This is a genomic window from Streptomyces sp. ICBB 8177 (assembly GCF_003144095.1).
In the GTDB taxonomy this organism is placed as follows: Bacteria; Actinomycetota; Actinomycetes; order Streptomycetales; family Streptomycetaceae; genus Streptantibioticus_D.
On sequence record NZ_NSKH01000023.1, the window covers coordinates 249,789 to 275,603 of the forward strand.

At 71.1% G+C, this 25,815-nt stretch carries 22 protein-coding genes and 3 pseudogenes; 12 read left to right on the forward strand and 13 right to left on the reverse strand.

Going from position 1 to position 25,815, the window contains the following annotated elements; genetic code table 11:
- Positions 1-306 precede the first annotated feature (306 nt).
- The 9 genes and pseudogenes from CK485_RS29790 to CK485_RS21630 form a co-directional block, all read right to left on the reverse strand.
- A pseudogene (locus CK485_RS29790) lies at positions 307-693 on the reverse strand (acylglycerol kinase family protein); the annotation flags it as partial.
- Positions 694-1,124: 431 nt separating this feature from the next.
- Positions 1,125-1,325: pseudogene (locus CK485_RS21595) on the reverse strand (cold-shock protein).
- Between the two features lie 767 nt (positions 1,326-2,092).
- Positions 2,093-2,989: a VOC family protein gene (locus tag CK485_RS21600; protein WP_109453529.1), complete on the reverse strand. Its 897-nt coding sequence runs from the start codon at positions 2,987-2,989 to the stop codon at positions 2,093-2,095.
- Between the two features lie 176 nt (positions 2,990-3,165).
- Positions 3,166-3,747, reverse strand: coding sequence for an NAD(P)H-dependent oxidoreductase (locus CK485_RS21605; protein ID WP_109453530.1), 582 nt, complete (start codon positions 3,745-3,747; stop codon positions 3,166-3,168).
- Between the two features lie 146 nt (positions 3,748-3,893).
- A complete protein-coding gene (locus CK485_RS21610; protein WP_109453531.1) occupies positions 3,894-4,649 on the reverse strand; it encodes an alpha/beta hydrolase in 756 nt (251 codons plus the stop codon).
- 61 nt (positions 4,650-4,710) lie between these two features.
- Positions 4,711-5,853, reverse strand: coding sequence for an NAD(P)/FAD-dependent oxidoreductase (locus tag CK485_RS21615; RefSeq protein WP_199239467.1), 1,143 nt, complete (start codon positions 5,851-5,853; stop codon positions 4,711-4,713).
- Between the two features lie 246 nt (positions 5,854-6,099).
- A complete protein-coding gene (locus tag CK485_RS21620) occupies positions 6,100-6,795 on the reverse strand; it encodes a TetR/AcrR family transcriptional regulator (protein ID WP_109453533.1) in 696 nt (231 codons plus the stop codon).
- A gap of 283 nt (positions 6,796-7,078) precedes the next feature.
- Positions 7,079-7,555 (reverse strand): hypothetical protein, encoded by a 477-nt coding sequence (locus CK485_RS21625; protein ID WP_146214570.1) that lies wholly within the window; start codon positions 7,553-7,555, stop codon positions 7,079-7,081.
- 164 nt (positions 7,556-7,719) lie between these two features.
- Entirely contained in the window at positions 7,720-8,724 is a 1,005-nt protein-coding gene (locus tag CK485_RS21630; RefSeq protein ID WP_109453535.1) for a helix-turn-helix transcriptional regulator, read from the reverse strand.
- 21 nt (positions 8,725-8,745) lie between these two features.
- On the opposite strand from CK485_RS21630, the pseudogene CK485_RS29795 reads away from it, so the two are divergent.
- The 3 genes and pseudogenes from CK485_RS29795 to CK485_RS30205 all read left to right on the forward strand — a co-directional run.
- A pseudogene (locus CK485_RS29795) lies at positions 8,746-8,978 on the forward strand (IMP dehydrogenase); the annotation flags it as partial.
- A 170-nt stretch (positions 8,979-9,148) separates the two neighbouring features.
- On the forward strand, positions 9,149-9,514 hold the full coding sequence (locus CK485_RS30200) for a recombinase family protein (RefSeq protein WP_199239468.1): 366 nt from the start codon (positions 9,149-9,151) through the stop codon (positions 9,512-9,514).
- Between the two features lie 117 nt (positions 9,515-9,631).
- The gene (locus CK485_RS30205; RefSeq protein ID WP_199239469.1) at positions 9,632-9,970 is read left to right on the forward strand and encodes a recombinase family protein; all 339 of its coding nucleotides are present in this window, start codon (positions 9,632-9,634) and stop codon (positions 9,968-9,970) included.
- A 146-nt stretch (positions 9,971-10,116) separates the two neighbouring features.
- Here the strand turns inward: CK485_RS30205 and CK485_RS29120 are convergent, their stop codons facing one another.
- Positions 10,117-10,308, reverse strand: a complete 192-nt coding sequence (locus CK485_RS29120) for a hypothetical protein (protein WP_199239470.1) — start codon at positions 10,306-10,308, stop codon at positions 10,117-10,119.
- A gap of 1,002 nt (positions 10,309-11,310) precedes the next feature.
- Here CK485_RS29120 and CK485_RS21655 point away from each other — a divergent pair.
- The 5 genes from CK485_RS21655 (at position 11,311) to CK485_RS21675 (ending at position 16,424) form a co-directional block, all read left to right on the forward strand.
- Positions 11,311-12,540, forward strand: coding sequence for a tyrosine-type recombinase/integrase (locus CK485_RS21655; RefSeq protein WP_241968521.1), 1,230 nt, complete (start codon positions 11,311-11,313; stop codon positions 12,538-12,540).
- Positions 12,541-13,032: 492 nt separating this feature from the next.
- Complete coding sequence (gene pcaD / locus CK485_RS21660) at positions 13,033-14,337, forward strand: 3-oxoadipate enol-lactonase (protein WP_109453536.1); 1,305 nt, start codon at positions 13,033-13,035, stop codon at positions 14,335-14,337.
- A gap of 110 nt (positions 14,338-14,447) precedes the next feature.
- The gene (locus CK485_RS21665; protein WP_109453537.1) at positions 14,448-15,092 is read left to right on the forward strand and encodes an MBL fold metallo-hydrolase; all 645 of its coding nucleotides are present in this window, start codon (positions 14,448-14,450) and stop codon (positions 15,090-15,092) included.
- A 62-nt stretch (positions 15,093-15,154) separates the two neighbouring features.
- The gene (locus CK485_RS21670) at positions 15,155-15,940 is read left to right on the forward strand and encodes an exodeoxyribonuclease III (protein ID WP_109454316.1); all 786 of its coding nucleotides are present in this window, start codon (positions 15,155-15,157) and stop codon (positions 15,938-15,940) included.
- A gap of 127 nt (positions 15,941-16,067) precedes the next feature.
- On the forward strand, positions 16,068-16,424 hold the full coding sequence (locus CK485_RS21675; protein ID WP_109453538.1) for a cupin domain-containing protein: 357 nt from the start codon (positions 16,068-16,070) through the stop codon (positions 16,422-16,424).
- Between the two features lie 199 nt (positions 16,425-16,623).
- On the opposite strand, the gene CK485_RS21680 is transcribed toward CK485_RS21675, so the two are convergent.
- Positions 16,624-18,375, reverse strand: coding sequence for a peptide-N4-asparagine amidase (locus CK485_RS21680; RefSeq protein WP_109453539.1), 1,752 nt, complete (start codon positions 18,373-18,375; stop codon positions 16,624-16,626).
- 189 nt (positions 18,376-18,564) lie between these two features.
- Between CK485_RS21680 and CK485_RS21685 the strand changes: the two genes are divergently transcribed.
- From CK485_RS21685 to CK485_RS21700, 4 genes are all read left to right on the forward strand, one after another.
- Complete coding sequence (locus CK485_RS21685) at positions 18,565-18,828, forward strand: TfoX/Sxy family DNA transformation protein (protein WP_109453540.1); 264 nt, start codon at positions 18,565-18,567, stop codon at positions 18,826-18,828.
- A 186-nt stretch (positions 18,829-19,014) separates the two neighbouring features.
- The gene (locus tag CK485_RS21690) at positions 19,015-19,782 is read left to right on the forward strand and encodes a ZIP family metal transporter (RefSeq protein ID WP_109453541.1); all 768 of its coding nucleotides are present in this window, start codon (positions 19,015-19,017) and stop codon (positions 19,780-19,782) included.
- Between the two features lie 160 nt (positions 19,783-19,942).
- On the forward strand, positions 19,943-20,182 hold the full coding sequence (locus CK485_RS21695) for a DUF6400 family protein (RefSeq protein WP_109453542.1): 240 nt from the start codon (positions 19,943-19,945) through the stop codon (positions 20,180-20,182).
- On the forward strand, positions 20,169-20,387 hold the full coding sequence (locus CK485_RS21700) for a hypothetical protein (RefSeq protein WP_109453543.1): 219 nt from the start codon (positions 20,169-20,171) through the stop codon (positions 20,385-20,387). Before CK485_RS21695 ends, CK485_RS21700 begins: the two co-directional genes overlap by 14 nt.
- A 70-nt stretch (positions 20,388-20,457) precedes the next feature.
- Here CK485_RS21700 and CK485_RS21705 read toward each other — a convergent pair whose 3' ends face one another.
- Positions 20,458-22,428 (reverse strand): glycoside hydrolase family 9 protein, encoded by a 1,971-nt coding sequence (locus tag CK485_RS21705; RefSeq protein WP_199239471.1) that lies wholly within the window; start codon positions 22,426-22,428, stop codon positions 20,458-20,460.
- Between the two features lie 129 nt (positions 22,429-22,557).
- Entirely contained in the window at positions 22,558-25,722 is a 3,165-nt protein-coding gene (locus tag CK485_RS21710) for a cytochrome P450 (protein WP_109453544.1), read from the reverse strand.
- Positions 25,723-25,815 lie beyond the last annotated feature (93 nt).

Here is a 25,815-nt window from a genome sequence, read left to right on the forward strand (position 1 = left end):
CTGCAGGGTCCGCGCCGTGACCGAGAACGCGCCGCGACCGACGACGACCGGCGCGCGGCGGCCCTGTCTGTTCGTGAATCCGCGCTCGGGCGGGTGGTCCTGATCGATGCTTCCCTCGCCGGGGAACCGGCGGCGCTCGCCCGACGCGCGGGGGAGACGGCGCGGATCTTTACACGGCCGCTTGTCGCCGAGGTGGCTGCGGAGAGCGGACTGCCCTTCGTGGTCGTTCCGGCGGGTACCCGCAACCACCTCGCGATGGCTCTCGGCCTGGACCGTGCCGATCCCCACGGCCGCGCTGGAGGCCCTGACGAACGCCCGCTCGCCCGCGTACCCGAGATCCACGCGCAGCTCCACGCCGTCCGTCAGGGCCTCCAGCGCGGCCGAAGGGCCCTCACGGTCCAGACCGAGATCCATCGCGAAGTGGTTGCAGGTGCCCACCGGAACGACGACGAAAGGCAGGCCGCTTTCCGCGGCCACCTCGGCGACAAGTGCCTGCGTGCCGTCTCCGCCGGCCACTCCCAGCAGATCCGCACCGTCATCCACCGCGGGTCGGGCGACAGCCGCCAGGTCCTGAGGCAGGGAATGATCGATCAGAAAGACCTGGGCCCCTAACGCCCGGGCCCGGTCCGCGATCCGGAACCGGCTCGCTTTCCCTCCACCCGAACGCGGATTCACGATCAGATACGGCCGCCGCGCGCCGGTCGCAGGCCGTGACGCGTTCCCGGTCACGGCACGTGCCCAGAAGCCAGGTGCAGCAGCCTGGCGCAGGTCACTGGCAACAGCAGGATCGCCACGATCACGCCTGCAGCCGGCCGGGTCGTCCGCCACGGGGCCGACGCACCGGCGATCACACCTGCGGTCACCGCCACCATGACACTCCTTCGACGGGTGTGGCCTACGGCACCAGCTTGCCGCTCAGCCTGAGCATCCGCACCTGGGCCGTATGTGGTTGACAGGCCATCGCCGTTGAGGTTCATCACGCCCTGGCGCCCAGGCAGTACTGACTCCCAGGGTGTGTCCGGTGGGTTGCGCTGGTACACAGCCCTGTCATGCGGCCGTCGGTCGATATCTGGGTGGGCTGGGAGGAGGTGACTTGGGCGCCCGGCGCAGCGACGTCGCAAGGATCAGATGACGCTCACACCTGTGGCTTGGGGGCCCTTGGGGCCCTGGGTGACCTCGTACTCGACCCGCTGGCCCTCCTCCAAGCTGCGCTAGCCGGTTGCCAGGATCTCGGAGTAGTGGACGAAGAGATCGGGGCCGCTGTCCTGCTCGATGAAGCCGAAACCCTTGTCCGGGTGGAACCACTTGACGGTGCCCTGTGCCACGCCTTGCTCCTGCTGTGTCGTACCCGTGTCGGCGGCGCCATTGTCGCCTCACGCACCTGTCAGGCGAGCGGCCGACACGCCTGCTCTCCGGGACGGTTGCTCTGGGTCGTTCGTGAGCACGACGGACCGGATGACAGAGAACGGCAGGACTCCCGGCCAGCCCAGCAGCCGCACTCCAGCGGCCCCGGAGCCGGCCCGAATGTGCACTCCGGGGACCGCCGTCGCACACCACTTCTGACTGTCGTAAGTCACGGTTCATCATCGGTGTGGCCAGGGAGGGCGGCCGCATTGACACTCCGTACTTCGCCCGGAGGAGCGGGCTCCGGGCGTCGTGGCCGAGGGCGGACGGGGCCTGGAAGCGCGCTGACGGCCGCCGACGATGGCGCTGCCGTGGGGGAGCGTGTGCGAGGTCTCCGTCCGTACCGCCACCGGAGACGTTCGTTGTTCCTGGCGAGATGATGCGCCCGGCTGACTCAGGGTGGCGCCCAGGCACACGCGCAGGCGGGTCTACACGATCCGGTGCAGAGCCGCGTTCGCTCGCCGGTCGCAGCGGGCTGTGTTCGTCGCCATCGCATCCGGATGCACGGCGCGCAAGGCGAAGACCGAGCCCGCGAACTCGCCGCTGCACTCCGCGCCGACCGCGAGCGGCGACGAGTTGCGCACTGCCGACGGTCCGGCGGCAGCGCAGGCGTATCACAACGGCCTGGCCGGCGGCGATCTTGCCGGCGAGGACCCATGCCAGGACAACGGCGTATGTTGGAGGTGGGCTACGCGTCCGTCTTCGGTGCCGGCTTGGCGGCGCTGAGGACGGAGAAGCGCAGGGGGTTCCCGGAGGGATCGTGTGTGGTCAGGTGGGTCCCTGCACGCTGGTGCGGATGGTCGGCGGCGGTAAGCCGTTCGGCCAGTGCCTCGATCGCCTCCGGATCGGTCAGCCGCATGTCGACGCAGGTGAGCCGGGTGGTGTCGGGTCCTGCGGGCGTGCCTCCGTGCGGGCTGAACCGGTCGGTGAGGACGAGGAGACTGCGGTAGTCGCTCACGCCTACGCCGATGAACCCGTCTCCCAGGCGGGCGTAGATCTCCAGGCCCAGCAGGTCGCGGTAGAACGGTGTGGTGCGGGTGAGGGCGGCGTCGGTCGCCTTGAGTTGGACGTGTCCCATCTGTGTCCCGGCCGGCAGGGGTGCGGGCGTGCTCGCTCCGGGTTCGTCGAGAAGGTCCTGCACAGCGATCGAGGTGGAGACCACAATGGGCAGGCTCTCGTCGGTCCACTGCCATCGCTCCTGCGGGCAGGCCCAGGTCACCTCGATCGTGTGGCCGTCGGGATCGGTGACGTAGCACGACTGGCTCACGACGTGGTCGCGCGGGTCGACGTCGAGTCCCGCATCGAGGTGCCGCTGGGTGAAGCGGGCCACGTCCGCCCTGGCCGGCACCAGCGGCGCGAAGTGGCTGAGCCCGGGGCTGGAGGGTGGCGGCGCGACAGCCCCGGCTACCTCGTGCAAGTCGACCAGCACCTGTCCTTCAACGCCCAGTTGTGCTCGCTGTGGTTGGCGATCGAGGAGGCGGAAGCCTGCGACCTGCGTGTAATAGCGCACGCTGCGTGCCAGATCGGCCACCGTCAGCGTGACGGGTCCGAGGGTGAGTGTCCGGTCCATCCGGTAGTCGGTCATGGTCGACCTTTCATCCGTGCTGCGACTCGGCGGGAACCGAGCGGTGTGCGAGCCGCAGCGTGGCCGGTGTTGCGGCCCTGCTCGCAGCCAAAGCGCAGCCTTCACCGGCGTACCGGCGTGTGAAGTGGGCTGGGGGCCGGGACCGTCGTGTGAGAGGAGGTCGTGCGGGAAATCCTTCAGGAAGCCGGCGAGGCTGCGCTGCTGCGGGTGTAGGCGAGGGCGTTGCTCCAGGACAGGAGCTGGTCGAGCATTGCCGTCACAGCGGGGCCCTGGTGGTCGCTGGGGGTGAAGGTGGCGCCGAAGTCGGCGAAGTCGGTGCGCAGGTTCAAGGTGACGGTCGCGGAGACGTCCGCGAGCTTTAGGGCGCCCAGGACCGGGCGCAGGGCTTCGACGGCGCGCACGCCGCCGTCGAAGCCGTAGGAGACAAAGCCGACGGCCTTGTTGTTCCACTCGGCGTGGACGCGGTCGAGGGCGTTCTTCAGGACGCCGGGGAAGGAGTGGTTGTACTCGGGGGTGACGAGCACGTAGCCGTCGTAGGCGGCGACGGTCGTGGCCCACTGCCGGGTGTGCGGGTGGGTGTAGCGGCCCATGGCGGGCGGGAACGGTTCGTCGATCTGCGGCAGGTCGACCTGAGCGAGGTCGATCAGGTCGTAGTCGGCGTCCCCGCGCTTTCGGGCCTGTTCCAGGACCCACTGTGCGACGCGTCCGCCGGCACGTCCGGTGCGGGTGCTGCCGAGAATGATCGCGATCTTCGTCATCGTGCCTCCGGTGGATGAAGGGATGGTCGGTTCCCCGCCCCGCGCGGTCGGTGTGCGACGACCGCGCGTGATGAGTCCCACGGGCGCCCGCTTGCCGAGGGGCGATGCCGGCGCCGGCCGGCAGAGGGGGCACCAGGGGGCAGGGTTCAGCGGCCGGCGGCCGGGGCCCGGGGGGTGAGGAAGGAGTCCAGAGCGGTGAAGACCGTCTCGGGCTTCTCGCGGATGGGCAGGTGTCCTGCGCCGGGGATGAGTGCGAATCGCGCGTGGGGGAACTCCGCGGCGTAGGCGCGGCCGAAGTCGGGGGTGACGACTGTGTCGTCCGTGCCCCAGATCACCAGGACCGGGCAGGTGACGGTGGAAAGGCGGGGCAGCATGCCGGCGTCGCCCATGGCCGGGCCGGCGTAGGCGTGCATGGCGGCCATCGACTGCGCGGAGGGTCCGCCCTGCGGCGCTGCCGGTCCTGTGGCCGCCGGAGCCGGTGGCCCGGTGGGCACGGTGATCTGCTGGCCGGGTATGACGGGGCCGATGGCGTCCATGAGGACGAGCTTGGAGATCCGGCCCTCGCGGTCGTCCAGGACGGTCTGGGTGGCGACCCAGCCGCCGAAGGACGTGCCGATCACCGTCACGTCGCTCAGTGAGAGGTGGCCGAGCAGGTCCAGGTAGGCAGCGGCGAGTGCGGGCACGCAGTCCAGATCGTCAGGCCGTACGGTGCCCTCCCAGCCCGGATGGGTGGGCGCGATCACCCTGTGCTCCGGTGCGAGGTGGTCGATCAGGGGAGAGATGCTGGACGGGCCGGCGCCGCCGTGCAGGACGAGGATCGGGCTGCCGCTGGTGCCGGCCGCGCGCACGTCGAGGTCGAGGCCGGGCCGTACCGGAATGGTCCGCTGATGGGGTGCGGTCATGAGGTGCTCCTGGATGCGGGGGGTTCGGTGGCTGAGGGCGCGGTGGCCGTCGGGACTGCCCTCACCGGGCTGCCGGGCCGGAGGTGAAGAAGGCGACCATCTGCTCCAAGCCCTTCTCGCCGAACATCGTGTCCAGGTTGGCGGCGGACTCGGCGGCGGAGGCTTCGCTGCGCGGGAAGAGGGCCTCCTCGTACGCTGCCAGGGCGGCTTCGGCGTCGCCGGGGTGGGCGGCGACGGCCAGGGCGAGTTCGGCGCCGTCGAGCATGGCGAGGTTGGCGCCCTCCCCGGCGAAGGGGGACATCAGGTGGGCGGCGTCACCGAGCAGCGTCACGCCCGGGACGCGGTCCCAGCGGTGCCCGACGGGCAGGGCGTGGATACGGCGCGGGGTGATCGTGTCCGCGTCGGCGACCAGGCCGCGCAGACCCTCGTCCCAGTCCTCGAAGTGGGCGAGGACCGCGGCCTTGGCGGCGGCCTGGTCGGTGAAGTCGACTGTGTCCAGCCAGCCTTCGTCGACCTTGAGCGCGGTGTAGACGTGGAGGCTGCCGTCGGTCTCCCGGTGCGCGAGGACACCGCGTTCGCCCCCGAGGGCGATGAAGAACCCGCCGCCGATGACCGCGGCGCTGCGCGGGTGGCGGCTGTCAGCGTCGAACAGGTCGGTCTCGACGAAGGAGATGCCGGTGTAGGCGGGCCAGGCGCTGGAGACCAGCGGCCGGATCCGGGACCAGGCGCCGTCCGCGCCGATCAGGAGATCGGTGGTGATGGCCGAGCCGTCGGCGAACGTCACCTCATGACGGCCGTCGCCCAGCACGCGGGCCCCGGTGACCTTCCGGCCCCAGTGGATCGTGCTGTCGGGCAGGGAGCCCAGCAGCAGGTCACGCAGGACGCCGCGGTCCACCTCCGGCCGGCCGCCGGTGCCGTGGTCCTCCTCGTCCACGTGCACGGTGCCGTCGGGGCCGAGCAGGCGCATGGCCTGACCGCCCTCATGGACGATCTTGAGGAAGTCGTCATGCAGGCCGGCGGCGTGCAGGGCCTTCTGCCCGTTGCTCTCGTGGATGTCGAGCATCCCGCCCTGGGTGCGGGCCGCCGCCGACGCCTCCAGCTCGAAGATCGCCGACTCGATGCCGTTGACGTGCAGGACGCGGGCGGCGGTCAGGCCGCCAAGACCCGCACCGATGATCGCTATCGGGAAATGAGTGGTGTTCATGGGGGCCTCCGAAAGCAGTAGGGGGAACACCTCGGTGTGCCGAGTCATCGCCGCCGACGCCCCAGGCCCCCTTTCGCAGGGGCGGCGTGCGCGACGGGGCGGCAAAGGATGCCGCGGCCACCCCCTCACCGTACCGAACATGTTCGTTGCGAACAAGTTCGTCAATGCGGTCGCTGGGAGGCCGGCGAGGGCAACGTGCGTCTCCCAAGCCGCATCCGCCGCAGGGCGGGCCGCCCGGCCCCAGGCTCAGTCCACTGCGCCCGGAACGGGTGTGTGGGTGATGCCGTTGACGAGGACGTCGAAGCTCCAGCGGATCCTGTCCGGCACCGAGCCGCCGATCAGGGCGGGCATGTGCGCGGCGATCGCCGGATGCGTGGCGGGGTCCACGGCATGCAGGGCGCGCACGGTGGCGTCCCAGTCCTCCTCGGAGGCGGGGTCGTGCTCCCTCGTCGCGTGCTCGGCAGCGGTGGCGGTCGCGTCCTGGAGCAGTTTGTCCACCCCCCAGGCGACCTGCTCGCGGCCGGCGCCGCTCTGCGCGAGGAGGTCGAGGATGCGCTCCACCAGGCGCAGGTAGTTCTCGCCGCTCGGGCGGGCGACGAGCGCGGCCCGGGCCAGCTGCGGGTGCTCGAACAGCACCTGGGTGTACGACGTCATGACGGCACGGAGCTGTTCGCGCCAGTCGCCACCGCCGTGCCGTCCGGTCAGGTCGACCTCGCCGAGCAGGGAATCCAGAACGGCCGCGTGCAGCTCGGCGGTGTTGGCCACGTAGACGTACAGCGACGCCGGGCCGGTGTCCAGCTCCTGCGCCAGGCGGCGCATCGTGACCTTCCCCAGCCCCTCCGATCGCATGATCCGCACGGCGGTGTCGACGATCCAGCGCCGGGACAGGGCGGGCTTCGCCGGACGCTCCCGGCGGCTGATCGGCTCTCTTCTCGCAGTCATCACCCGATCGTAACGAACATGTTCGAGTTACGGGGTCGCTCGGTTCACCTCGCCTCGACGGATGCTGCTCCGGGTATGCCCCGGCCCCGGGCGGGGTGTGGCTTCGGCCGGGGCTTGAGAGCGTGCGGAACAGGCCGCTCAGCTCAGTCGGCCGGTTGGCTTTGTTCACGAGAACGGACAGCGGATATTCACCACTTCGGGAGGCACCTGCGGCGGAGCCTGTTCGAGCGGCGTCCTAGCGGCCGGGCGCCACGCTCGGCGGCGCCCGGCTGTCCGTCGGAGGTCAGACGGTGGGCGTCGCAAAGAGGTAGTGGGTCTTCTCCGTCTCGTTGCCTTGGTGGCTCCGGCCTACGAGCACCTGGCCTTCGGGCGCGCGGACGTCGTGATCCGGCTCCTCGGCAGTGACCCACTCGCCGTGCTGGAAGGACAGAGGATGCTCGGTGTCGTTGATGTGCACGGTGACCGGGGCCGACTGGTACTCCGTGGGGCCGTTCTCGTCGTCCTGGTGCCAGCGGCCCGTCAGAACGTGTCCCTCTTCAGCCTCGAACCGGGAGCTGCTCTCCGTCTGCGGCTCTGACCAGGAACCTGTACCTACGGTCGTGCGGTATTCCCCTTCGGGAGTCACAACAACCAGTGCAGCGTGGTGGTAGCAGGTACTGCCGTTCTCGTCCCCCTGGTGGGAGCGGCCAATCAGAACCCTCCCGTCCGGTACGACGTAGCGGGTGCCGTCCGACTCCTTGAAAGCCTCGCTGGTCTGCATGTCACGCACCTGGACACTCCAGCCCTCAGAGCCCATCAGCAATCCTCCTCGCGTCACGGGACCAGCCGACTGCCGGCAGGTCCCGGCACCATCTTCTTCGGGCGAGGACCTCGGTTCTCCGAGAAGATCAAAAGGTCACTCTGTCGGGGTGGGTTTTGGCCGGTTCAACGTCGGTGCCAGCTGGCTGTTCGAATCTTCGGGTCAGCCAGGTGCCTCCCGAAGTGGTGAATATCCGCTGTCCGTTCTCGTGAACAAAGCCAGCCGGTGGGCTCTGCCGCCTGGGGACGGGTTGCCGCCAGACTGGCGAGGAGCTTGAGGTGGTCTTCGGAGGTGCTGCCGGGTTCGGCGGTGTAAAGGCTCAGGTCGTGCACGGCTCGCTGGGATACGGGCAGGTCCACAGACTGGTAGGTCAGCTCCAGGAGACCGACCTCGGGGTGTTGCAGCCGTTTGATGCCCTCGTAGCGGATACGGACGTCGTGCGCGGCCCACAGCGTGCGGAAGTCGGAGCTGAGGGTGGACAGCTCACCGATCAGCTCGCGCAGGGCACGGTCATGCGGCTCACGCCCGGCCTCGGCGCGCAGCAGCGCGACGGTAGCGGCGGCGCCGGCGTCCCAGTCGACGAAGAAGTCCTGTGAACCGGCGTCGAGGAAGTGGTAGCGGGCGAAGTTGGCACGGCCGTGGCTGTGGGTGGTGGGGGTGTGGGTGGTGGGGCTGTCGAACATCGGCGCGTGCAAGGCCCGGGCCGACGCGTTGGTGGCGATGACGTCCAGTCGGCCGTTGCGCACGAAGGCGGCGGACATCGTGATGGAGTCGAGCAGCCACTGGATGCACGGTGGGGCTTCGACGTCCCTGCGGCGCGACGGTGTGCGGCGGGCGGGACGGGAGGCGCGGGCCAGGTCGAACAGGTAGGTGCGTTCGTCCTCGTCCAGTTGCAGAGCCTGGGCGACCGCGGTGAGGACGTCTTCGGACACCCCGCTGATGTGGCCCTTTTCCAGGCGGGTGTACCACTCGGTGCTCACCCCGGCCAGCACGGCGACCTCCTCACGGCGCAGCCCGGGAACCCGGCGTCGACCGCTGGTGGGAAGCCCTGCCTGCTCCGGGGTGATCTTCGCGCGACGGCTGGCAAGAAAGTCCCGGATCTCCGCGCGGTGATCGTGTTGGTCGTCCATGCGTTCCACGCTAGCCACCCCCCGCAGTACGAGGAGGCACCCGTCGGCTTCGGCAGCCTCTTCCGCCACAACATCCGGCTCGCCGGCGGCCCCGCACCCGTCCGCGCCTACATCGAGGAACTGATGCCCACCATCCTCGACGGCACCATGGAGCCGGGTAAGGTCTTCGACGCCACCACCACCTCGACGGCGTCCCAGCCGGCTACCGGGACATGGCCGACCGCAAGAGCCTCAAAGTCCTCGTCAAGCCCTGAACCCGGGACAGGCGAGGGTGCGGCACGGCCCTCACCCCCACCTGATACTCGAACCTTGACAGGCTTCCGGTGTGGATCTGACGTCCGATCAATCCGCAATCGCGGTAGAACGAAACGACTGTCTGAAATATGAAGCCCGGTCGGCAGTCCCTGCCGCACCCGCGGCGGAGATGCGCGACGGAGTACCACCGCCCGCTTCATCCTCGTGCCCGCACTCCGCGAGGAACTCGACGTCCCCGTCCCCGTCCCCGAGGACCGCGGACCAGGGACGCACCTGGAAGCAGGGACCGCCCGTCGAGGCGGCGCCGGCCGCCACGGCGGCCAAGCCGATCCGCATCGGGTACGCGCGCTGCTCTACCGCCCAGCAGGAGTCGCAGAGCCAGCTCGACGCTCTCCGGCCGCTCTGCAAGCGGATCTTCTCCGAGAAGATCAGCACGTGCGTGAAGACCCGGCCGAAGCTTCAGGGGGCGCTGAGGCTGGCGTACGACATCAGGGAGGCCGCCCCCGACCAGGAGGTCATCCTCACCGCCCACTAGCTCAAGCGCCTGGCCCGCAACGCCGCCGAGCTGATGACGCTGTCCGGCTAGCAGGCCGCAGCCGTCCAGCTCGAACTCCTCACCGGCCCGCTCAGCGGCATCTACGACCCCAACGGCATGGGCGCGAGGTTCTTCGCCGTCCTGGCCGCCGCCGCCCAGATTGAGCGGAACCACATCCGCGAGAAGCCCCTCGAAGGCCAGCACGCCGCCGCGGCCAACGGCAACTACGGCGGGCGGCCGAAGGTCATCGACGACGACATGCTCCACTTCGCCCGTGCGTTGAAGAACCGCGGTGTCCCCGTCCCGGAGATCGCGAAAAAGCTGACCATCAAGACGGGTAAGAACGTGGGCCAGCATCCCTCGGTGGCCTCGGTCTACCGGGCCCTCGCTGAAGCGGAGGCGAGCGAGGCACCAGCGGGGACGGAGATCATCGCCCCGCGCCGGCCTCGGGCGTGATCCGCGGGGAGGGTACGTGCCGTGTGCCAGGTAGTGCTGGCCGGCGCTTGTCAGGGCGACGCTCCACTGCCCGCTCTTCCGGGAGACCGTCACCAGGCCCCGGTTGTGGAGTGCCTGGCAGGTGGTCTTGTAGGAGCTGGTGTTCCCTACGCCTGCAGGGCACCCGGCTCCCACCCACTGCAACACCGACAGCTGCCGCTCATTGAACCTCTTTCATCCTGAATAGTTGCAGGGACGCCGAAGTCGGCGGCGATCTGTTCCAGCGTGACGCCGGGCTCGCGGTTGCGCGCGACCCGCACGACGTCCTCGCGGAACTCCTTCGGATACGGCTTGGGCACTGCAACATCCTTCCAGGCCGCCTCTCAGCAAGCCAGGTCAGATGTCACCTATCCGTGCAGCAGTCCCGCTCGACCACGACCTGTACCAGTCAAGTGACGGCGGGCCATGCGGGGTGGCGCGTCGCTTCGGCACCGCGGTGGCAGGTTCTCATCAACGAGGTTGTGCGGCTGCATTATGCAGGCGCCGGGCCCGTGCGCTTCACAAGCCCGCGACAGGAGGACTTGCTGGCTGTCGGCGGGCATTCGCTCACGGCAGACGAGAAATAGGACCACAGGACTGGATACCTCCGTCCGGACCATGTCAACGTACAACGTCCCGGAAAATACCAGGCCAGGATGTGCGGATGCTCCACTGCGGCCCAGGTTGCGAAATGCCTTGGAATCCTGCACCCGTGTGACTGCCTTGCTGGCAGGGCTCCTACTTGGGGAGGTCCGCCTGTCTGACCCCGCTATTCGATCCGCTCGCTTCACTGCACCCGCTCTTTATACCCGCGGCACGTCTGAACGCCTGGTACAGCCAGGCAGCCGGCGACTACGGGACCCTTTCCGTCGGGCTGTACGTCTGCCTTTGCGTGGCTGGCCTGTTCGGCGAGGACCTGTTGCAACCCGGCTATCGCAGCGTCAGTGCCGCCCTCGCATACTGTGCGGCACGTCTTGGCGCCGCAACACGGCAAGTGGCACTCGCCATCAGGACGAGCGACTCGCTGCCCGGAATCTCGACCGCCTCACCGATGACGGTCTGCTGGTGCTCGCCACGGACGGCGCGCACCTGGTTGCGCGTCGGCTGGCCCTGGCTGCGGCGGGCCTAAGCAGATGCCGCCTTCGTGATGCGGTGCGCAACATAGACGACGATCGCCGGTTAGCGAAACCGGCGATCGTGAGGTTCCTTGAGGACGTTCGCATGCGCGGCTGTGCTTGGTGGCGGAGCTGCAGCGAACTCAGCAGCCCGTGAAACGGAATGGCAGTGGTCTGGTGCTAGCCAGATGATCCGGCGCCCTGCTCGTGCAGGTCCCCTTGAAGGAGAGTGAGTACCCCCTGTCCGTTCCGATCAAGAAGCTTTTACCCAACTCCAGGGGACAGGTGCGCTACCGGTTCGTAGTCGACGTAGGCATCGACCCTGCCACCGGGAGGCGCAAACAGCTGACTCGTACGTTCGCCACTCTCAAGGAGGCGAAGGCTGAGTGCGCGCGCATCACCAACCGCCGCGAGGAAGGGACGTTCGTACCGCCCAACCAGATAAATGTAAATGAGTGGCTTGATCGGTGGCTGGCCATGAAGGCAGAGGATCTGGAAGAGACCACTATTTACAACTATCGGGTTACCCTCGATCGAGTTCGGGGGAGGCTGGGGCGCATCCGGCTTCAAGAACTCACCGAGGAAGATGTAGAAAATTGGATGCACTGGGCGTTGAAGCATGGGCGGGTACGCGGTGACAAAGCAGGTACTCCGCTTGGAGTGACCAGCGTGGAGATGAGTCTCGCCCGATTGAAGGACGCCCTGAATCGAGCCGTTACGCGTCGGCTAGTAACCATGAATGTAGCCCAACATGTGACCATCCCACGTAGGGCACGTAAAGAAGAGCGAAAGAAGAAGCAGGAGGTGAAGCCGTGGAACGTGCAGGAGATTCAGACGTTCATTCACGGTGTCCGGACAGAACGGCTTTACGCTGCCCTCTTGCTGTCCCTCATGGGTCTATGCCCGGCTGAAGTCTGCGGACTCCGATGGGAAGACGTGGACTTGGAAGCCGCCACGATCACCATAGCCAACACGCGGACGATGATGGGAAATCGGTACGTTGTGGAGAAGGACACCAAGTCCCTGGCTGGGGAACGGGATCTTCCTTTGCCGGCACCGGTGCTGGCTGCCCTCAAGTCGTTCAGGGCTCTCCAAGCCAAGGAGAAGCTCGTCCTCGGTGAGGCTTACTCGGATTCCGGATACGTCGTGGTGCACGAGACCGGGGCAGCCTTCACGATCAAGCAGCTCCGCAGACGCGCTTACCGGCTCATGGAGATCCTTGAACTCCGCAGAGTGCGCCTCTACGACGCTCGCTCCTCCTGCCTCACATACCTCGCCAACAAAGGCGTGCCGGATCACATCCTTGCCCGGTGGGCCGGACACACGAACGTCAAGACCACCAAGAAGTGGTACGTGAAGCCGGACGTGGAGGACCTCCGCGGAGCCGCCACAACGTGGGACGGCCTGCACGGTGCTGCGACGGAGGGGCAAGCGTGAATCAGGCGGCCTGCCGATTGAGGGACCTGCCCAGCGGTATGGCAGTCAAATCGAGGTGACCCGGAGGCCGGCTGCTGGTTGTGGGCCAGCGACGGCAACGGGGGAGGGGCGGCCAAGCTGCGGCCAACGTCTCCCCTCCTGCGAGGCAAGGCAGAGCTTGCCCGCTGTGTGGCGTTCGGGCTGTTCGTCGGTGAATCCCGGAAGGTTTTCAGGTGCGTCATGCCGACCTTGGGGACGGCACTACACGCTTTGCTGCAAACCAGACCGTCTGGAAGCCGTGCCGAGGGCGGGAAGCTGGGCGGCGCAGGGATTGGGAGGGTGCGCGAGCCGGGAGGACGCACTGTCCCCACGGTCAGGCGTGCACATCGAAGAAACCCGTACGTGGACCCATGAGGGTCTCGGCGGTGCCGGGCGTGCCGCGCCGCGAGGGTCACGAGCCGCCGGGTTCACCTGGCCGTGTGAGATTTCGTGAGACGTGAGAGGGTCTGGGGCGTGAGTGAGACACCACCGAACACCCTGCAATACCGCTTTGACGGGCCAGAAGACGCTCCGGTCCTGATCTTGGGTCCCTCACTGGGTACCACCTGGCACATGTGGGACCGGCAGGTGCCCGAGTTGGCCGGGCAGTGGCGAGTCGTCCGCTTCGATCTGCCGGGGCACGGCGGTGCCCCGGCGGAACCGGCCGCGTCGGTGGGTGAGCTGGCCGAGCGGCTGCTCGCCACCCTCGACGAGCTGGGCGTCGAGCGGTTCGGCTACGCGGGCTGCTCGCTGGGCGGCGCCATCGGCGTCGAGCTGGCGCTGCGCCACCCGCACCGGGTCGCCTCGCTGGCGCTGGTCTCCGCCTCCGCCCGCTTCGACACCCCGGACGCCTGGCGGCAGCGCGGCGTCGTGGTGCGCTCCGGCGGGCTCGGCCAGATCGCGATGACCACCCCCGAGCAGTGGTTCACCCCCGCGTTCCGGGCCGCGCAGGCGGGCATCGTCGAGTGGTCCGTGCAGATGGTGCGCACCACCGACGCGGACTGCTACATCGCCGCCTGCGAGGCGCTCGCCACTTACGACGTACGCGCCGAGCTGGGCCGGATCGAGGTGCCGACGCTGGTCGTCGCGGGCGCCGAGGACCCCAGCACGCCACCGGCCGACGCCCGTGCGCTGGTCGCCGCGGTGCACGACGCCCGGCTCGCCGTGGTGCCCGGCGCCTCCCACCTGGCCCCGGTCGAACAGCCGAGGGCGGTCACCGACCTGGTCGTGCGGCACTTCACCGCCGCCTGGTCCGAGCGCCTCATGCCACCGTCGGCTCCGCCCCTGCGCACCGCCCCCGAGGCCGGCCCTGCGCACGCCGCGCCGTCCGCCACCGGGGCGCACGCCATGCCCCCGGACGCGCCCCCGGTGCCCGCCGCCCCCGCGCCCCCCGGCCGCCCGGACCCGTACGAGGACGGGATGCGGATCCGCCGCGAGGTGCTGGGCGACGCCCACGTGGACCGGGCGAACGCCGCCGCCGACGACCTGACCGGCGACTTCCAGGAGTTCGTCACCCGCTACGCCTGGGGCGAGGTGTGGAACCGCCCCGGCCTGGACCGCAGGACCCGCAGCGTCGTCGCCCTGACCGCGCTGGTCGCCGGCGGCCACCTCAAGGAGCTGGCGTTCCACGTGCGCGCCGCGCTGCGCAACGGCCTCGCCCCGGCGGAGATCGGCGAGGTCCTCCTCCAGACCGCCGTCTACTGCGGCGTGCCCGCCGCCAACTCGGCGTTCGCCGTGGCCCAGCGGGTCATCGCGGAGGAGACGAGGCTGCCGGGCTGACGGACCGCACGAGCGAGCGCCGGGAGGAGGCCGGGCGCCAGGGTGGTTGGCCGGGTACCGGGATCGCGCCGCACTGCCGGGCGGCCCGGCCCGGTGCCATCATGGCTCGCATGAAGATGATCAAAAAGGGTCACGCCTGCGTCCGTCTGGAGAAGGAGGGCCGCGCGCTCGTCATCGACCCGGGCGCGTTCACCGAACAGGACGCGGCGGCCGGTGCGGACGCGATCCTCGTCACCCACGAGCACCTCGACCACTTCGACGAGGGCAGGCTGCGTGCCGCGCTCGACGCCAACCCCGAGGCCAGGATCTGGACCCTGCGCAGCGTCGCCGACCAGGTCGCGGCGGCCTTCCCCGGCAGGGTGACCACGGTCGGCCACGGCGACACGTTCACCGCCGCGGGCTTCGAGGTCCAGGTCCACGGCGAGCTGCACGCCGTCATCCACCCCGACATCCCCCGCATCACCAACGTCGGCTTCCTGGTGGACGGTTCCGTCTTCCATCCCGGGGACGCGCTGACCGTGCCCGACCAGTCCATCGAGACGCTGCTGCTGCCGGTGCACGCGCCGTGGAACAAGTTCTCCGAGGTCGCCGACTACGTGCGCGCCGTCTCCCCGACCCGGGCCTACGCCGTGCACGACGGGCTGCTCAACGACCTGGGCCTGTCGGTCTACGCCCGCAACCTCGGCCCCGGCGGCGTGACCACCGGCGCCGAGTACGCGCGGCTGCTGCCGGGCGAGAGCGCCCAGCTCGCCTGACGGGCGCCGGGCGGCGGGGGGCCGGGTTGTCGGTGGCGGGCGGTAGATTGCCAGGCATGGCACTGCGCATCGCGACCTGGAACGTCAACTCGATCACCGCCCGGCTGCCCAGGCTGCTGGCCTGGCTGGAGAAGTCCGGCACGGACGTGCTGTGCCTCCAGGAGCTCAAGGTCGCCGAGGCGTCCTTCCCGTACGAGCCGCTGCGGGAGCTGGGCTACGAGGCCGCGGTCAACGCCTCCGGCCGGTGGAACGGCGTGGCCGTGCTCTCCCGGGTCGGGCTCGCCGACGTCACGGCGGGCCTGCCCGGCCAGCCCGGCTACCCGGACGGAGAGGCGCCGGAGGCCCGGGCGCTGGCCGCCACCTGCGGCCCGGCCCGCGTCTGGTCCGTCTACGTGCCCAACGGCCGCGAGGTCGGGCACGACCACTACGCGTACAAGCTGCGCTGGCTCCAGGCGCTGCGCGACGCGGTCGTCCAGGACGCGGCGGGCGAGCGGCCGTTCGCCGTGCTCGGCGACTACAACATCGCGCCCACCGACGAGGACGTGTGGGACCGCGCCCGCTTCGAGGGACTGACCCACGTCACCGAGCCGGAACGGGCCGCGCTCGCCGCGCTGCGGGACGCGGGCCTGAGCGACGTGGTGCCGCGCCCGCTCAAGTACGACCAGCCGTTCACCTACTGGGACTACCGCGAGCTGTGCTTCCCCAAGAACCGCGGCATGCGCATCGACCTGGTCTACGGCAACCAGCCGTTCGCCAAGGCCGTCACCGACGCGTTCGTGGACCGCGAGGAGCGCAAGGGCAAGGGCGCCTCCGACCACGCGCCGGTCGTGGTGGACCTGGAGGCCTGAGCCGCCGACGGCGCGCGAGCGTCCACCACGTCGAGGCCCGCCGCTTTACGGGCTGTACGCGGCCCGGCCGCACGGCACGCAAGGTGTCGGCGCCGCGGGGCGGACCGGCCGCGTAGGCTCGCCGGTCATGAGCACCAGCGCCGTCCCGCCCTTCGCCCTGCACGTCGCCGACGCCGAACTGGCGCCGGACCCGCTCGACCCGGAGCAGATCGTCTCCGGCACCCCCGAGGTCACGAGCGCGGTGCTGTGGCGCTCGCCGGACGGCGCCGTGGAGCACGGCATCTGGCAGATCACCCCGGGCGTGGTGACCGACACCGAGGCGGACGAGCTGTTCACCGTGGTCAGCGGCAACGCCGCGATCGCCTTCGAGGACGGCCGGGTGATCGAGGTCGGCCCCGGCGACGTCTGCGTGCTGCGCGAGGGCGACCGCACGACCTGGACGGTGCGCGAGACGCTGCGCAAGGTCTACACGGTCCGCGGCTGACCCGTCGCGCCAGGCGGCCGCGGCACGGTGCGTCCCGCGCGGGCCGGGCCTGGGCGGACGGCGGCACTCCCGAACTCGCCCAGATGTACGCGGAGGTCGCCGAGGGGCACGGGACCGAGCGCCCCGCACCCCTCGGCTGACGAACCGGCGAGTTGGCGAGTCGGCGAACTGACGCCTTCACGCGCCCGCCGCGTCCGGCCTACCTCCCGCAGCCGCCGGGTACGAGGCTGCCGCGGTCCGAAGTGATCCAGCCGTGCGCGGCCCGCAGTGAACGCGTCCAGCACGCCCCGTCGTCCGTCGTGCCGTGGTAGCGCTCGGTCGAGGTGCCGTCCGCGGTCTGCACCACGCCGTCCTTCTTGGCCAGTTCACCGGTGGCCGTCAGACGGTCGTCGGTGGTGGCCGTGGTGCGCCACGCGCCGTACGCGCCGGCGCGCACGCTGTCGGTCAGCTCCCGGCCCTGCGTCACGGTGGCGGACAGCGCGTAGTTGTTGTCGTCCACGAGGGACGCCACGTCGCTGTCCACGTCGATGGGATACGACCAGGTGCTCCGCTCGGAGCGCCCCGTCCCCGCGCCCCGCGTGGTGACCGTGGTGGTGCCCGCGTCGCGCTGGCGGACCCGCTGGGACTGGCCGGTCGCCGAGACCACGTCGTCGTTGCTGTAGGTGTACGCCTGGCGGACGGTGGTGGTCACGCGGCCGTGCGAGGTGTCGACGTACCCGCTGATCGACCAGTCGCGGTGCGTGCCGACCGCCACGTCGGTGCCGCCGTCCGCCTGCCTGGTCTCCTTCGTGGTCACCGTCGGCGTCGCCGCCAGGGTGTCGGAGGTGACCGCGCCGCCGGTGTGCGCCCGGCCGTGGTCGGTGCCGAGGAAGAGCGAACCGCCCACCGTCCAGGTGTCGTCGGCGCCGTACGGGGTGAGCGTGAGGGTGTGCGCGCGGCCGTCCGCCAGGACGCCCGCGAACGGGGTGAGGTCCAGGTCGTAGGCGAGCGTGCGGAACTGGTCGATCGCCGGGACGGGACGCCACAGCGTGGGAACGATGCCGCCGGAGTAGACCACCGGGTACGGCTGCGCCAGCCCCGCCGGACGGCCGTCCACGCTGACCAGCACCTCGCGGTACGGGCCGCCGCCGCACAGGTAGTCGGGGGCGGTCGCCGCGAGGTCGTCCGGGACGTCGTCGAACCACTGCTCGTCGCAGCCGCCGCCGCGCGCGTACAACTCCAGCCTGGCGCTGGTCAGATCACGCGGGAAGGTCAGCGAACGGGACGCCGACTGCCCCTTGCCCAGCTGGAACCAGGGTTGCGCGCCGGGCGTGGGATCCGACACCGGCAGCACCTGGTCGGCGGTGCGGGCGGCCGGGTGGCGGGCGTCGGCCAGGTAGTAGGTGAACGTGATCCGCATGTGGAAGACGCCGGTGTACGTGCTGTTGACAACGTTGCCCAGCTCGACCTGGAGCTGCTGCGGGTGGCGCAGCAGCGGGGTGAACTCGGTGATGTCCTTGTCCACGTTCCAGCTGATGCCCTTGTCGTCCGGCTCGGGCGTGCTGGTGCGGAAGATCTCCGCGCCGCCCAGCCAGACCCCGGCCAGCCGGTCGTACTGCCGGCCCTTGATGCTGCCCGACCAGTTCATGACCACCTTGGTCCACGGTCCCGCGCAGGCCGCGGGCGGGGTGACGGTGGTGGCGTAGGGCGGGTCGCTGATGGTGTTGCCGAAGTCGTGCCGCAGCACCGCCACCGTGCAGTGCCGGGTCGCCGGGCGGCTGACCGGCGGCGCCGCGCTGACCGGGTCCTGGTAGTCCACCTCGGGCCCCGACGCCGGGGACGCGGGGCTCGTGGCGGAGGTCGCCGGGGTGGCCGCGAGGGCGGGGGCCGCGGCGCCCCCGAGGGTCAAGGCCGCGGCGGCGGCCAGCGTGACGAGCCCGCGTGATCGCCGTATCCAGTGGTGCCGTGTCATCCGTTCCCCTCTTCAGATCATCGTCTGATCAAGGTTTCTGATCATCGGTCGGCTGTACGGTGCCGTAATCCCGAATCCCGGACAAGACCTGGTTCACGGCCATGGACGGCCCCGCGTGCACGGGATTGGGGCCGCGGGCGGGCATCATGGCGGAACAGGTCACGAACTGTCGCAGACCGGGAGATACACATGGAATCTCTGGAAAAGCTCCCCAACATCGGCGCGATCCTCGCCGACCGGCTGCGGGGCGCCGGGGTGAGCGACGCGGAAGAGCTGCGGCGCCTCGGTGCCGCGGCGGCCTTCGCCAAGATCAGCGGGGAACTGCCGGAGGACGCGCGCAGTCACACGCTGTTCGCCCTCGAAGGTGCCATCCGCGGCACCCGGTGGACCTCGATCCCGCAGGACGAACGGGCCACGCTCGCCTCGCGGGTCTTCGACCGCGGGGAGATCTGAGGATTCTCGCGGACACGGCGGGTTGGCCCGGGCGGTGTGATCGCGTCGGGCCCGGCTCGCCGGCCTCCCCCGCGGCTCGTGTCATTACCGCGAGTAATGGCAATCCGGCCCGCCCGCGCCGTCCGCCCGGCCCATACGGACCACCCCGGTGCGGCGGGCCGCGTGACCTGGCGGGATCATGACCCCATGGCGGTACTGGTCGCGGTCGGCGCGTTCCTCATGACGGTGGTGGGCGGGGTGGTCGCCCACCGGATCGGCGACCGGCGCCACCTGGTCCTCGGCCTGGCCGCGGGGCTGATGCTCGGCGTGGTCGGGTTCGACCTGCTGCCCGAGGCGCTGGACGCGCAGCCGCGCGAGGTGTTCGGCGTGCCCGCCGCGCTGCTGATGTTCGTCGTGGGATTCCTCGGCATCCACGTGATCGAGCGCTCGGTCGCCATCCACCGCGCCCACGAGGGCGAGTACGCGGCGCATTCCCACGGCCACGCGCGTTCCCACGGCCACAGCCACGGGGGCGGCTCCCAGGGACTGGGGCTGGCCGCCGCGTCCGCGCTGGTCGGGCACAGCGTGATGGACGGGTTCGCCATCGGTGCCGCGTTCCAGGCGGGCTCCACGGTGGGCACGGTGGTCGCCATCGCCGTGATCGCCCACGACTTCGCCGACGGCTTCAACACGTACACGATCACCCGGCTGTACGGGAACGCCCGCCGCAGGGCCTTCGCACTGCTGGCCTGCGACGCGCTGGCGCCGGTCGCGGGCGCGGCGATCACGCTGGCGTTCACCATCCCGCAGGGCGTGCTCGGCCTCTACCTGGGCTTCTTCGCGGGATTCCTGTTCTACCTGGCCACCTCCGACATCCTGCCCGAGGCGCACAGCCCGCACCCGTCGCTGTCCACGCTGCTGTGCACGGTGGCCGGTACCGGCTTCATGTGGCTGGTCATCGGCCTGGCCGCCTGAGCGCGCCGGCCCGCGGCCTCTGCCCGATTCCGCTGGGTCCGCCGTCCGGCCTGTCACCGTACGAGACCTTCGTCGCATTTTCCGGTCGGGGCTGTCCGGGGCGCGGGTCGCTTTGCTACCACGGAAGGAGCCATCACCCCGCGACCCCGGAAGCGCCGCCATGACCGAGCAGCAGCACGCCTTCGACATCGACCTGACCCGCGAGGAAGCGCGCCGCCAGGCCGAGGTCGTCGCCGCGCTCGGCGACGCCTGGGACCCGGCCGCGGTCCTGGACGGCGAGCGCGAGGCGTACCGGATGCTCTACTCCTCGCTGGACGAGGAGCAACTCGCCGTCTACCGGCGGCTGGAGGCAGCCGGCGTGCTGCCGCCGCTGGAGGGGTACGGGCATGCTGCCGATTGACCCCAGCGCCGACCTGGGCCGCCGGGCCTGGGTGCCGTGCCCGGGCTGCGCCGACCACCAGGACTGCGGGACCTGCGGCGCGGGCCGCACCTGCGCCGAGCACTGGCGCTACCTGCTGTCCAACAAAGGCCGCACCCTGCATCTGCAGTGCCCGAACTGCACCCACCTGTGGAGCCACGACTCGGGCTTCGGCGCGACCTCGTAGACCCCGGCTCCCGGGGGCTCACCTCTCGGCGCCCTCGCCTCTTGGCGGCCGGCCACATCGGTCGGCGCCCTCACCGGTCGGCGTTCGCTTCCTGGAGCGCGGCGCCGAGGATCGCCGAGCCGGTCATGTCCAGCGCCGGTTCGCTGGTCTGCCAGGAACGCACGTCGTCCACGTAGCGGCTGCCGTGCCCGGTGAAGGCGCTGTACGGGTCACCGCTCGCCGGGCAGTGGCGCATGCCGTCCTGGTAGTCGCCGAGTCCGCCGCTGAACTGACCCGAGCCGTTGGGCCCGTTGACCACCGCACCGGTGTCGACGGGGGCCGAGCCGTCGGTCGAACCCTTGAGGTTGCCGACCTGGTGCTGCATGCAGCGCGGGTAGTCGGTGCCCTCGCCGACCATGAAGCTCGCGCCCCACGCGTTGGCGCCCAGCAGCCAGTCCCGCTGCTCGGTGGCGAAGCCCGCGTAGCCGCGCCCGCCGCCCGCCTGCTCGTAGAGCGCCTCGGTGGTCAGGAAGCCGAAGGTGTGCGAGTCCACGTCGAAGTCGTCGTAGTCCCCGCCCGCGTGGAAGACGTCCGCGCCGGCCTTGGCGGCGGCCGACGAGACCTGCCGCCTGAGGTCCGCCAGGAGGTCGCCGGTGGTCACCGCGAGCCCGGACGGACGGCCCGCCGCCTCGATGGCCCTGATCAGGTCGGCGTGGGCGAGCGCCGAGGTGTCGTAGAGGTTGAAGGTGTCGCCCTTGTCGTGTGCGATGTAGTCCTTCGCCCAGGTGGCGGCGGCCTTCAGGTACGCGGACGGGTCGTGGCCGAGTGCGTGGGCGGCGAGCGCGATCTCGGCGCCGCCGAACTCCATGTCGTCGTGCCATGTCGACTCCGGGTAGTACGCGTTCGGCAGTGCGGTGGTCAGCGGTGAGGGCGGGTTCGTGGTGTCCGCCATCGCGTAGAGCGAGGTCGCGGCGCGGTACTCGGCGGCGGCCCGCCTCGGGTCGGACGCGGCGTCCACCTGGGCGGCGAGCGCGAAGGCGGCGGAGACCCGGCCGGCCAGGTTGGGGCTGATCCGTGCGCCGGGCGCGGCGGCGCGGAAGACCGGGCGGTGGGCGGCGGAGTAGCGGTCGGCGGACGAGGTGTCGCCGTCGTCCCTCTCCGGCAGCCGCCACAGGTCGTGGTCGCCCGTGAAGGTGCCCGCCGCGTTCCCCTCCCCGATGCCCACCTGGAGGTAGAGCGTCTTCGCCGACTGGTCCCACATCCTGTTCAGCCACTCCTCGCCGAAGTGCGCCTCCGCTTCCAGCGACGCGGGCGCCGCGCCGCCCAGCGCCCGCTGCGAGGCGAACAGCAGCGCGTCGCCGAACGCGGTGGTGTGGGTGAACTTCAGGAAGTCGCCCGCGTCGAACCAGCCGCCCTCGACGTCGGCGGTCGCGCCCGCCTCGGTGAGGTCCTCGTCGGTGATGGTGTCCGAGCCACCGGAGGCGAAGTGCGGGTCGTCGTAGACGGTGGCCTTGGCGTCGTGGAGGTGCGAGGGCTCGCGGCCGAGGGCGCCGGGAATCACGTCGGAGCCGTCGCGCTGGTTCTGGAAGAACGTCACGCCGTCGGCCACCAGCTTGCCGTAGAGCCCCCCGGCGGCTTCGACGCGGAACGTGGGCGAGGTGGCCGGGGCGCCGCCGGTGAGCTGGACGCGGTAGGTGCCGGGCGTGCGCAGGGCGCTGAAGTCGACGGGGTAGACGTCCGGGTACGCCGCGTTCCACGATCCGCGGCTGCTCGTGCCGACGCTGCCCGACAGCACGGTCCGGCCCGCCGCGTCGAGTACGCGATAGCGCTCCCCGGACAGCTTGCCGGCGGCCATCACGTACGCCTGCTTGGTCTCGGTCGGCAGGAAGCCCACCTGGTCGACCCTGACGAACGCGGTCGTGGCGTGCGCGGTGGCGTGCGGCGCGCGGGCCGCCTGGGCCGGGACGGCGAGACCCGCGACGAGCAGGCCGCCCGTCGCGGCACCGGCGGCGAGAGCCGTTCGCCGTGCGCGCCTGCGGTGACGTGCCCGCGTGTCGTCCACCGTTGCCTCCACCAATCAATAGGAAAGTTTCCTTACTTGGTGGGCTGGGACCGTAGTGCGGTACGCGGCGCGGGTCAAGAGCGCGTGCGCGGGGGCCGGGCAGCCCGCGCGCCCGGCCCCCGCGCGCCCTCACCCCGCCGCGTACACGTCCTCGACGTAACGGCCCTGCGCCACCAGGGAGTCGAGCCACGCGGCAGGGTCCCCGGCCCCCGGCGCGCACCGCGCGTACACCTGGGAGAACGCCTCCCGTACGCCCGGTGCCAGCCGGGCCGCGTCGCCGCAGACGTAGACCACCGCGCCGGCCTCCAGCAACTCCCACACCTCGCGCGCCTCCGCGGCGACGCGGTGCTGGACGTAGCGCTGCCCGTCACGCGGCGCGTGCGAGAACGCCGGGCGCAGACCGACCGCTCCGCATGCCTCGGCCGCCCGCAGCTCGCCGTCGTGCAGCAGGTCGACGTCCGGGTGGTCGCAGCCGAAGTACAGCAGCGCGGGCGGGAGTTGGCCTCCGGCGGCGCGCAGCGCGACCCGGTCGGCGACGGCGCCGCGGAACGGCGCGAGGCCGGTGCCCGCCGCCACCATGATCGCGGGGACGTCGGTCCGGACGCGGAACGCCTCGCGGCACGACGCCACCCTCGCGTACACCGTCTCGCCCGGGCGCACCCGGTTCAGCCACGCGGACCCCGCGCCGGTGTACGTGCCCTCGCCCGACCGGTGCGGTGCCCGCAGCAGCGACACCATGAGGTCCACGTGGCGGGGCGAGCCGGCGGGGGAGGAGGAGATCGAGTAGTGGCGCGGACGCAGCGCGGGCAGCAGCTCCAGCACCGTCGCCCACTCCAGCGTGCCGACGAGCGCCGGGTGCCGCTCGATCAGGTCCAGCACGCTGTCCGGGCCGGGCCGGCGCTCCTTCAGGGCGAGCCGCTCGGGCGGGCACGGGTCGTGGTCGGCCAGGACGGCGATCTGCTCGGCGGTCGCCGGCGTCGCCAACTCCAGGTGATGGGAGAGGAGTTCGCGGACCGGCAGCGGGCGGTCGACCGGCAGCGCGCCGCGCGAGGGGCGGCGCGGGTGGACGGAGAGCACCGCGTCCGGGTCGGCGCCGAGCAGGCGGGCGGCCCGCTCCACCTGCTCCGGGTCGTTGACCGGCAGGACGGCCAGGTGGTCGCCGGTCCGGTAGGTGACGCCCTCGGGCAGCGCGAGCCGGACGAACCGCTTGGAGCGGCCCAACGGGTGCGTCATGTCGACCAGTTCGCGGCACTCGACCACCGTCATGGGCACCACCTCGTGCCGCCGCGCCAGCGCGTCGAGCGGGCCGCCGGTCAGGACGGCGACCTCGTGCGCGGGACCGGAGGCGGTGCCACCCGCGTCGCCCGCGCTGTCGCGGTCGCCGTACCGGGCCAGCAGCGCGTGCCGCAGCGCGGTGGTGAACCGCCGCACCCCACCCGCCAGGTCGCCGCCCGCGTCCGCCTCGCCCCTGGGCAGCAGGCGTTCCCCGCCGAGGGCCGCCAGGCGGCCGTCCACGAGCGTGGGCACGCGCTGGTAGGTGGCGGCCCAGTTGCGGTCGCCGACGCCCAGCACCGCGTACCGCACGCCGTCCGCCGAGGCGTTCTCGCCCTCCAGCCAGGAGACGAACGCGGCGGCCTCGTCCGTGGGCCGCCCGTTGTAGGAGGCGGCGACGATGACGACCGGGGAGGTGCGCGGCAGCGTGCCGTCCGCGTACGCGTCGAGCGGGGCCACGCCCACCTCGCACCCCAGCTCGGCGCCCAGGTCGGCCAGTTGACCGGCCAGTTCGCGGCAGGCGCCGAGGTTGGAGCCGTGCAGGACGGTCAGCGCGGTCCCCGGCATGACCCGCGTCGCCAGGGCGGCACTCCCGTCCGTCTCCGGCTCCCCGGTCCCGGTGCCCGGCTGCGGGGCCGTCGTGCGCTCGGTGCGCCGGGCGAGCTTCAGGGTGAAGCCCTCCGGCTTGAGGGTGAGCGTCTCGCGGATCCGCAGGTGGTAGCCGGTGTGGTCGAGGAAGCGGTAGCGGTGGATCAGCAGCCCGAGCAGCATCACCGCCTCGTGCAGTGCGAACTGCCGCCCGATGCAGGCGCGTTCACCGGTGCCGAACGGCTTGAAGGCGTGCGGGGGCAGCGCCGCCTCCCGCTCCGGCGCGAAGCGGTCCGGGTCGAACAACTCCGCGTTGTCGCCCCACACCGGGTCGCGGTGCAGCATAGGCGTCAGCACGAACGCGGTGTCCCCGGCCCGCATCGGCAGCCTCCCGCCGCCCAGTTCGGTGTTCCGCCTGGCGGTGCGCCCGAAGACGGCGGCCGTCGGCCACAGCCGCAGTGCCTCGCACAGCACCTGTCGTACGTACGTCAGCCGCCCCACGTCCTCGAACGCGGGCCGCGGGTCGGCCGCGTCGCCCCACAACGCGTCCACCTCGTCGCGCGCCCGGCTCAGCACCGCCGGGTTCTTCAGCAGGTGGTACAGCGCGAAGGACAGCGCACCGGACGTCGTCTCGTGGCCCGCGATGAGGAAGGTGATGACCTGGTTGCGGATGTTGGCCGGGTCCAGCGTCTCACCGGAGACCGGATGCGGTGCCTGGAGCATCAGCCCCAGCAGGTCGCCGGTGCCCGCCTCACCGCTCGCGCGCCGCGCGTCGATCACCTCGTCCACCACCCCGGCCAGGTAGTCCGCGTCCGCGCGGAACGCCGCGTCCTGCGCCGCGTGGTCCAGCCCGTCGTCCGGGCGGCGTGCCAGCAGGCCCTGGGAATGCGCGAGACAGCGCACCATCGCCGCGACGAACGGGTGCTCCTCGCTGCGCCCGAACGAGCCGAAGTCGTAGCCGAACCCGGCCAGCCCGATGGTGTCCAGCGTCATCCGCGTCATGTCCTCGGCCACCTCGACCGGGCGGCCGTCCGCCAGCGCCGCGTCCCAGGAGGCGATCAGGCGCCGGGCGACCCGTAGCATCGTGGGGTGGTAGGTGCGCAGGGAACCCATCGCGAAGGCGGGCAGCAGGATGTCGTGCGCCTTCGCCCAGTTGGGCTCGTCGTTGTACGCGGTGAACAGCCCGTCCCCGGCGAACTCCCTGACGTGTTCGAGCGCCGGGCCGACCGCCTTGGCGAACCGCTCCTCGTCGGCGAGCTCGTTCACCAGGTCCAGCGAGCAGGCGAAGAGCGCGTCACGCTCTCCGTACCGCCGCACGAACAGCGGCCCGTGCTCCCTGGCCAGTTCCATCGTCCGCTGGAGCGGACGTGTCCCCAGGCCCTCACGGGTCATGTCGGCCACCGGGATCGCGGTCCGGTCAGCACTGCGCGTCATGGGGGCTCCCTCCCTGGAGCGACGTGCTGATGGGTGACCAGCGATCCGCCGCCCCTTCCACGATGGCGAACGCCGGAAGCGCCCAGGACCCGG

Coding starts and splice junctions, on each gene's coding strand:
- CK485_RS21600 (WP_109453529.1), bottom strand. CDS start 2,989: ATGACCGACTACCGGATGGACCGGACACTCACCCTCGGACCCGTCACG.
- CK485_RS21605 (WP_109453530.1), bottom strand. CDS start 3,747: ATGACGAAGATCGCGATCATTCTCGGCAGCACCCGCACCGGACGTGCC.
- CK485_RS21610 (WP_109453531.1), bottom strand. CDS start 4,649: ATGACCGCACCCCATCAGCGGACCATTCCGGTACGGCCCGGCCTCGAC.
- CK485_RS21615 (WP_199239467.1), bottom strand. CDS start 5,853: ATGAACACCACTCATTTCCCGATAGCGATCATCGGTGCGGGTCTTGGC.
- CK485_RS21620 (WP_109453533.1), bottom strand. CDS start 6,795: ATGACTGCGAGAAGAGAGCCGATCAGCCGCCGGGAGCGTCCGGCGAAG.
- CK485_RS21625 (WP_146214570.1), bottom strand. CDS start 7,555: ATGCAGACCAGCGAGGCTTTCAAGGAGTCGGACGGCACCCGCTACGTC.
- CK485_RS21630 (WP_109453535.1), bottom strand. CDS start 8,724: ATGGACGACCAACACGATCACCGCGCGGAGATCCGGGACTTTCTTGCC.
- CK485_RS30200 (WP_199239468.1), top strand. CDS start 9,149: ATGCGCGACGGAGTACCACCGCCCGCTTCATCCTCGTGCCCGCACTCC.
- CK485_RS30205 (WP_199239469.1), top strand. CDS start 9,632: ATGGGCGCGAGGTTCTTCGCCGTCCTGGCCGCCGCCGCCCAGATTGAG.
- CK485_RS21665 (WP_109453537.1), top strand. CDS start 14,448: ATGAAGATGATCAAAAAGGGTCACGCCTGCGTCCGTCTGGAGAAGGAG.
- CK485_RS21675 (WP_109453538.1), top strand. CDS start 16,068: ATGAGCACCAGCGCCGTCCCGCCCTTCGCCCTGCACGTCGCCGACGCC.
- CK485_RS21680 (WP_109453539.1), bottom strand. CDS start 18,375: ATGACACGGCACCACTGGATACGGCGATCACGCGGGCTCGTCACGCTG.
- CK485_RS21685 (WP_109453540.1), top strand. CDS start 18,565: ATGGAATCTCTGGAAAAGCTCCCCAACATCGGCGCGATCCTCGCCGAC.
- CK485_RS21690 (WP_109453541.1), top strand. CDS start 19,015: ATGGCGGTACTGGTCGCGGTCGGCGCGTTCCTCATGACGGTGGTGGGC.
- CK485_RS21695 (WP_109453542.1), top strand. CDS start 19,943: ATGACCGAGCAGCAGCACGCCTTCGACATCGACCTGACCCGCGAGGAA.
- CK485_RS21700 (WP_109453543.1), top strand. CDS start 20,169: ATGCTGCCGATTGACCCCAGCGCCGACCTGGGCCGCCGGGCCTGGGTG.
- CK485_RS21710 (WP_109453544.1), bottom strand. CDS start 25,722: ATGACGCGCAGTGCTGACCGGACCGCGATCCCGGTGGCCGACATGACC.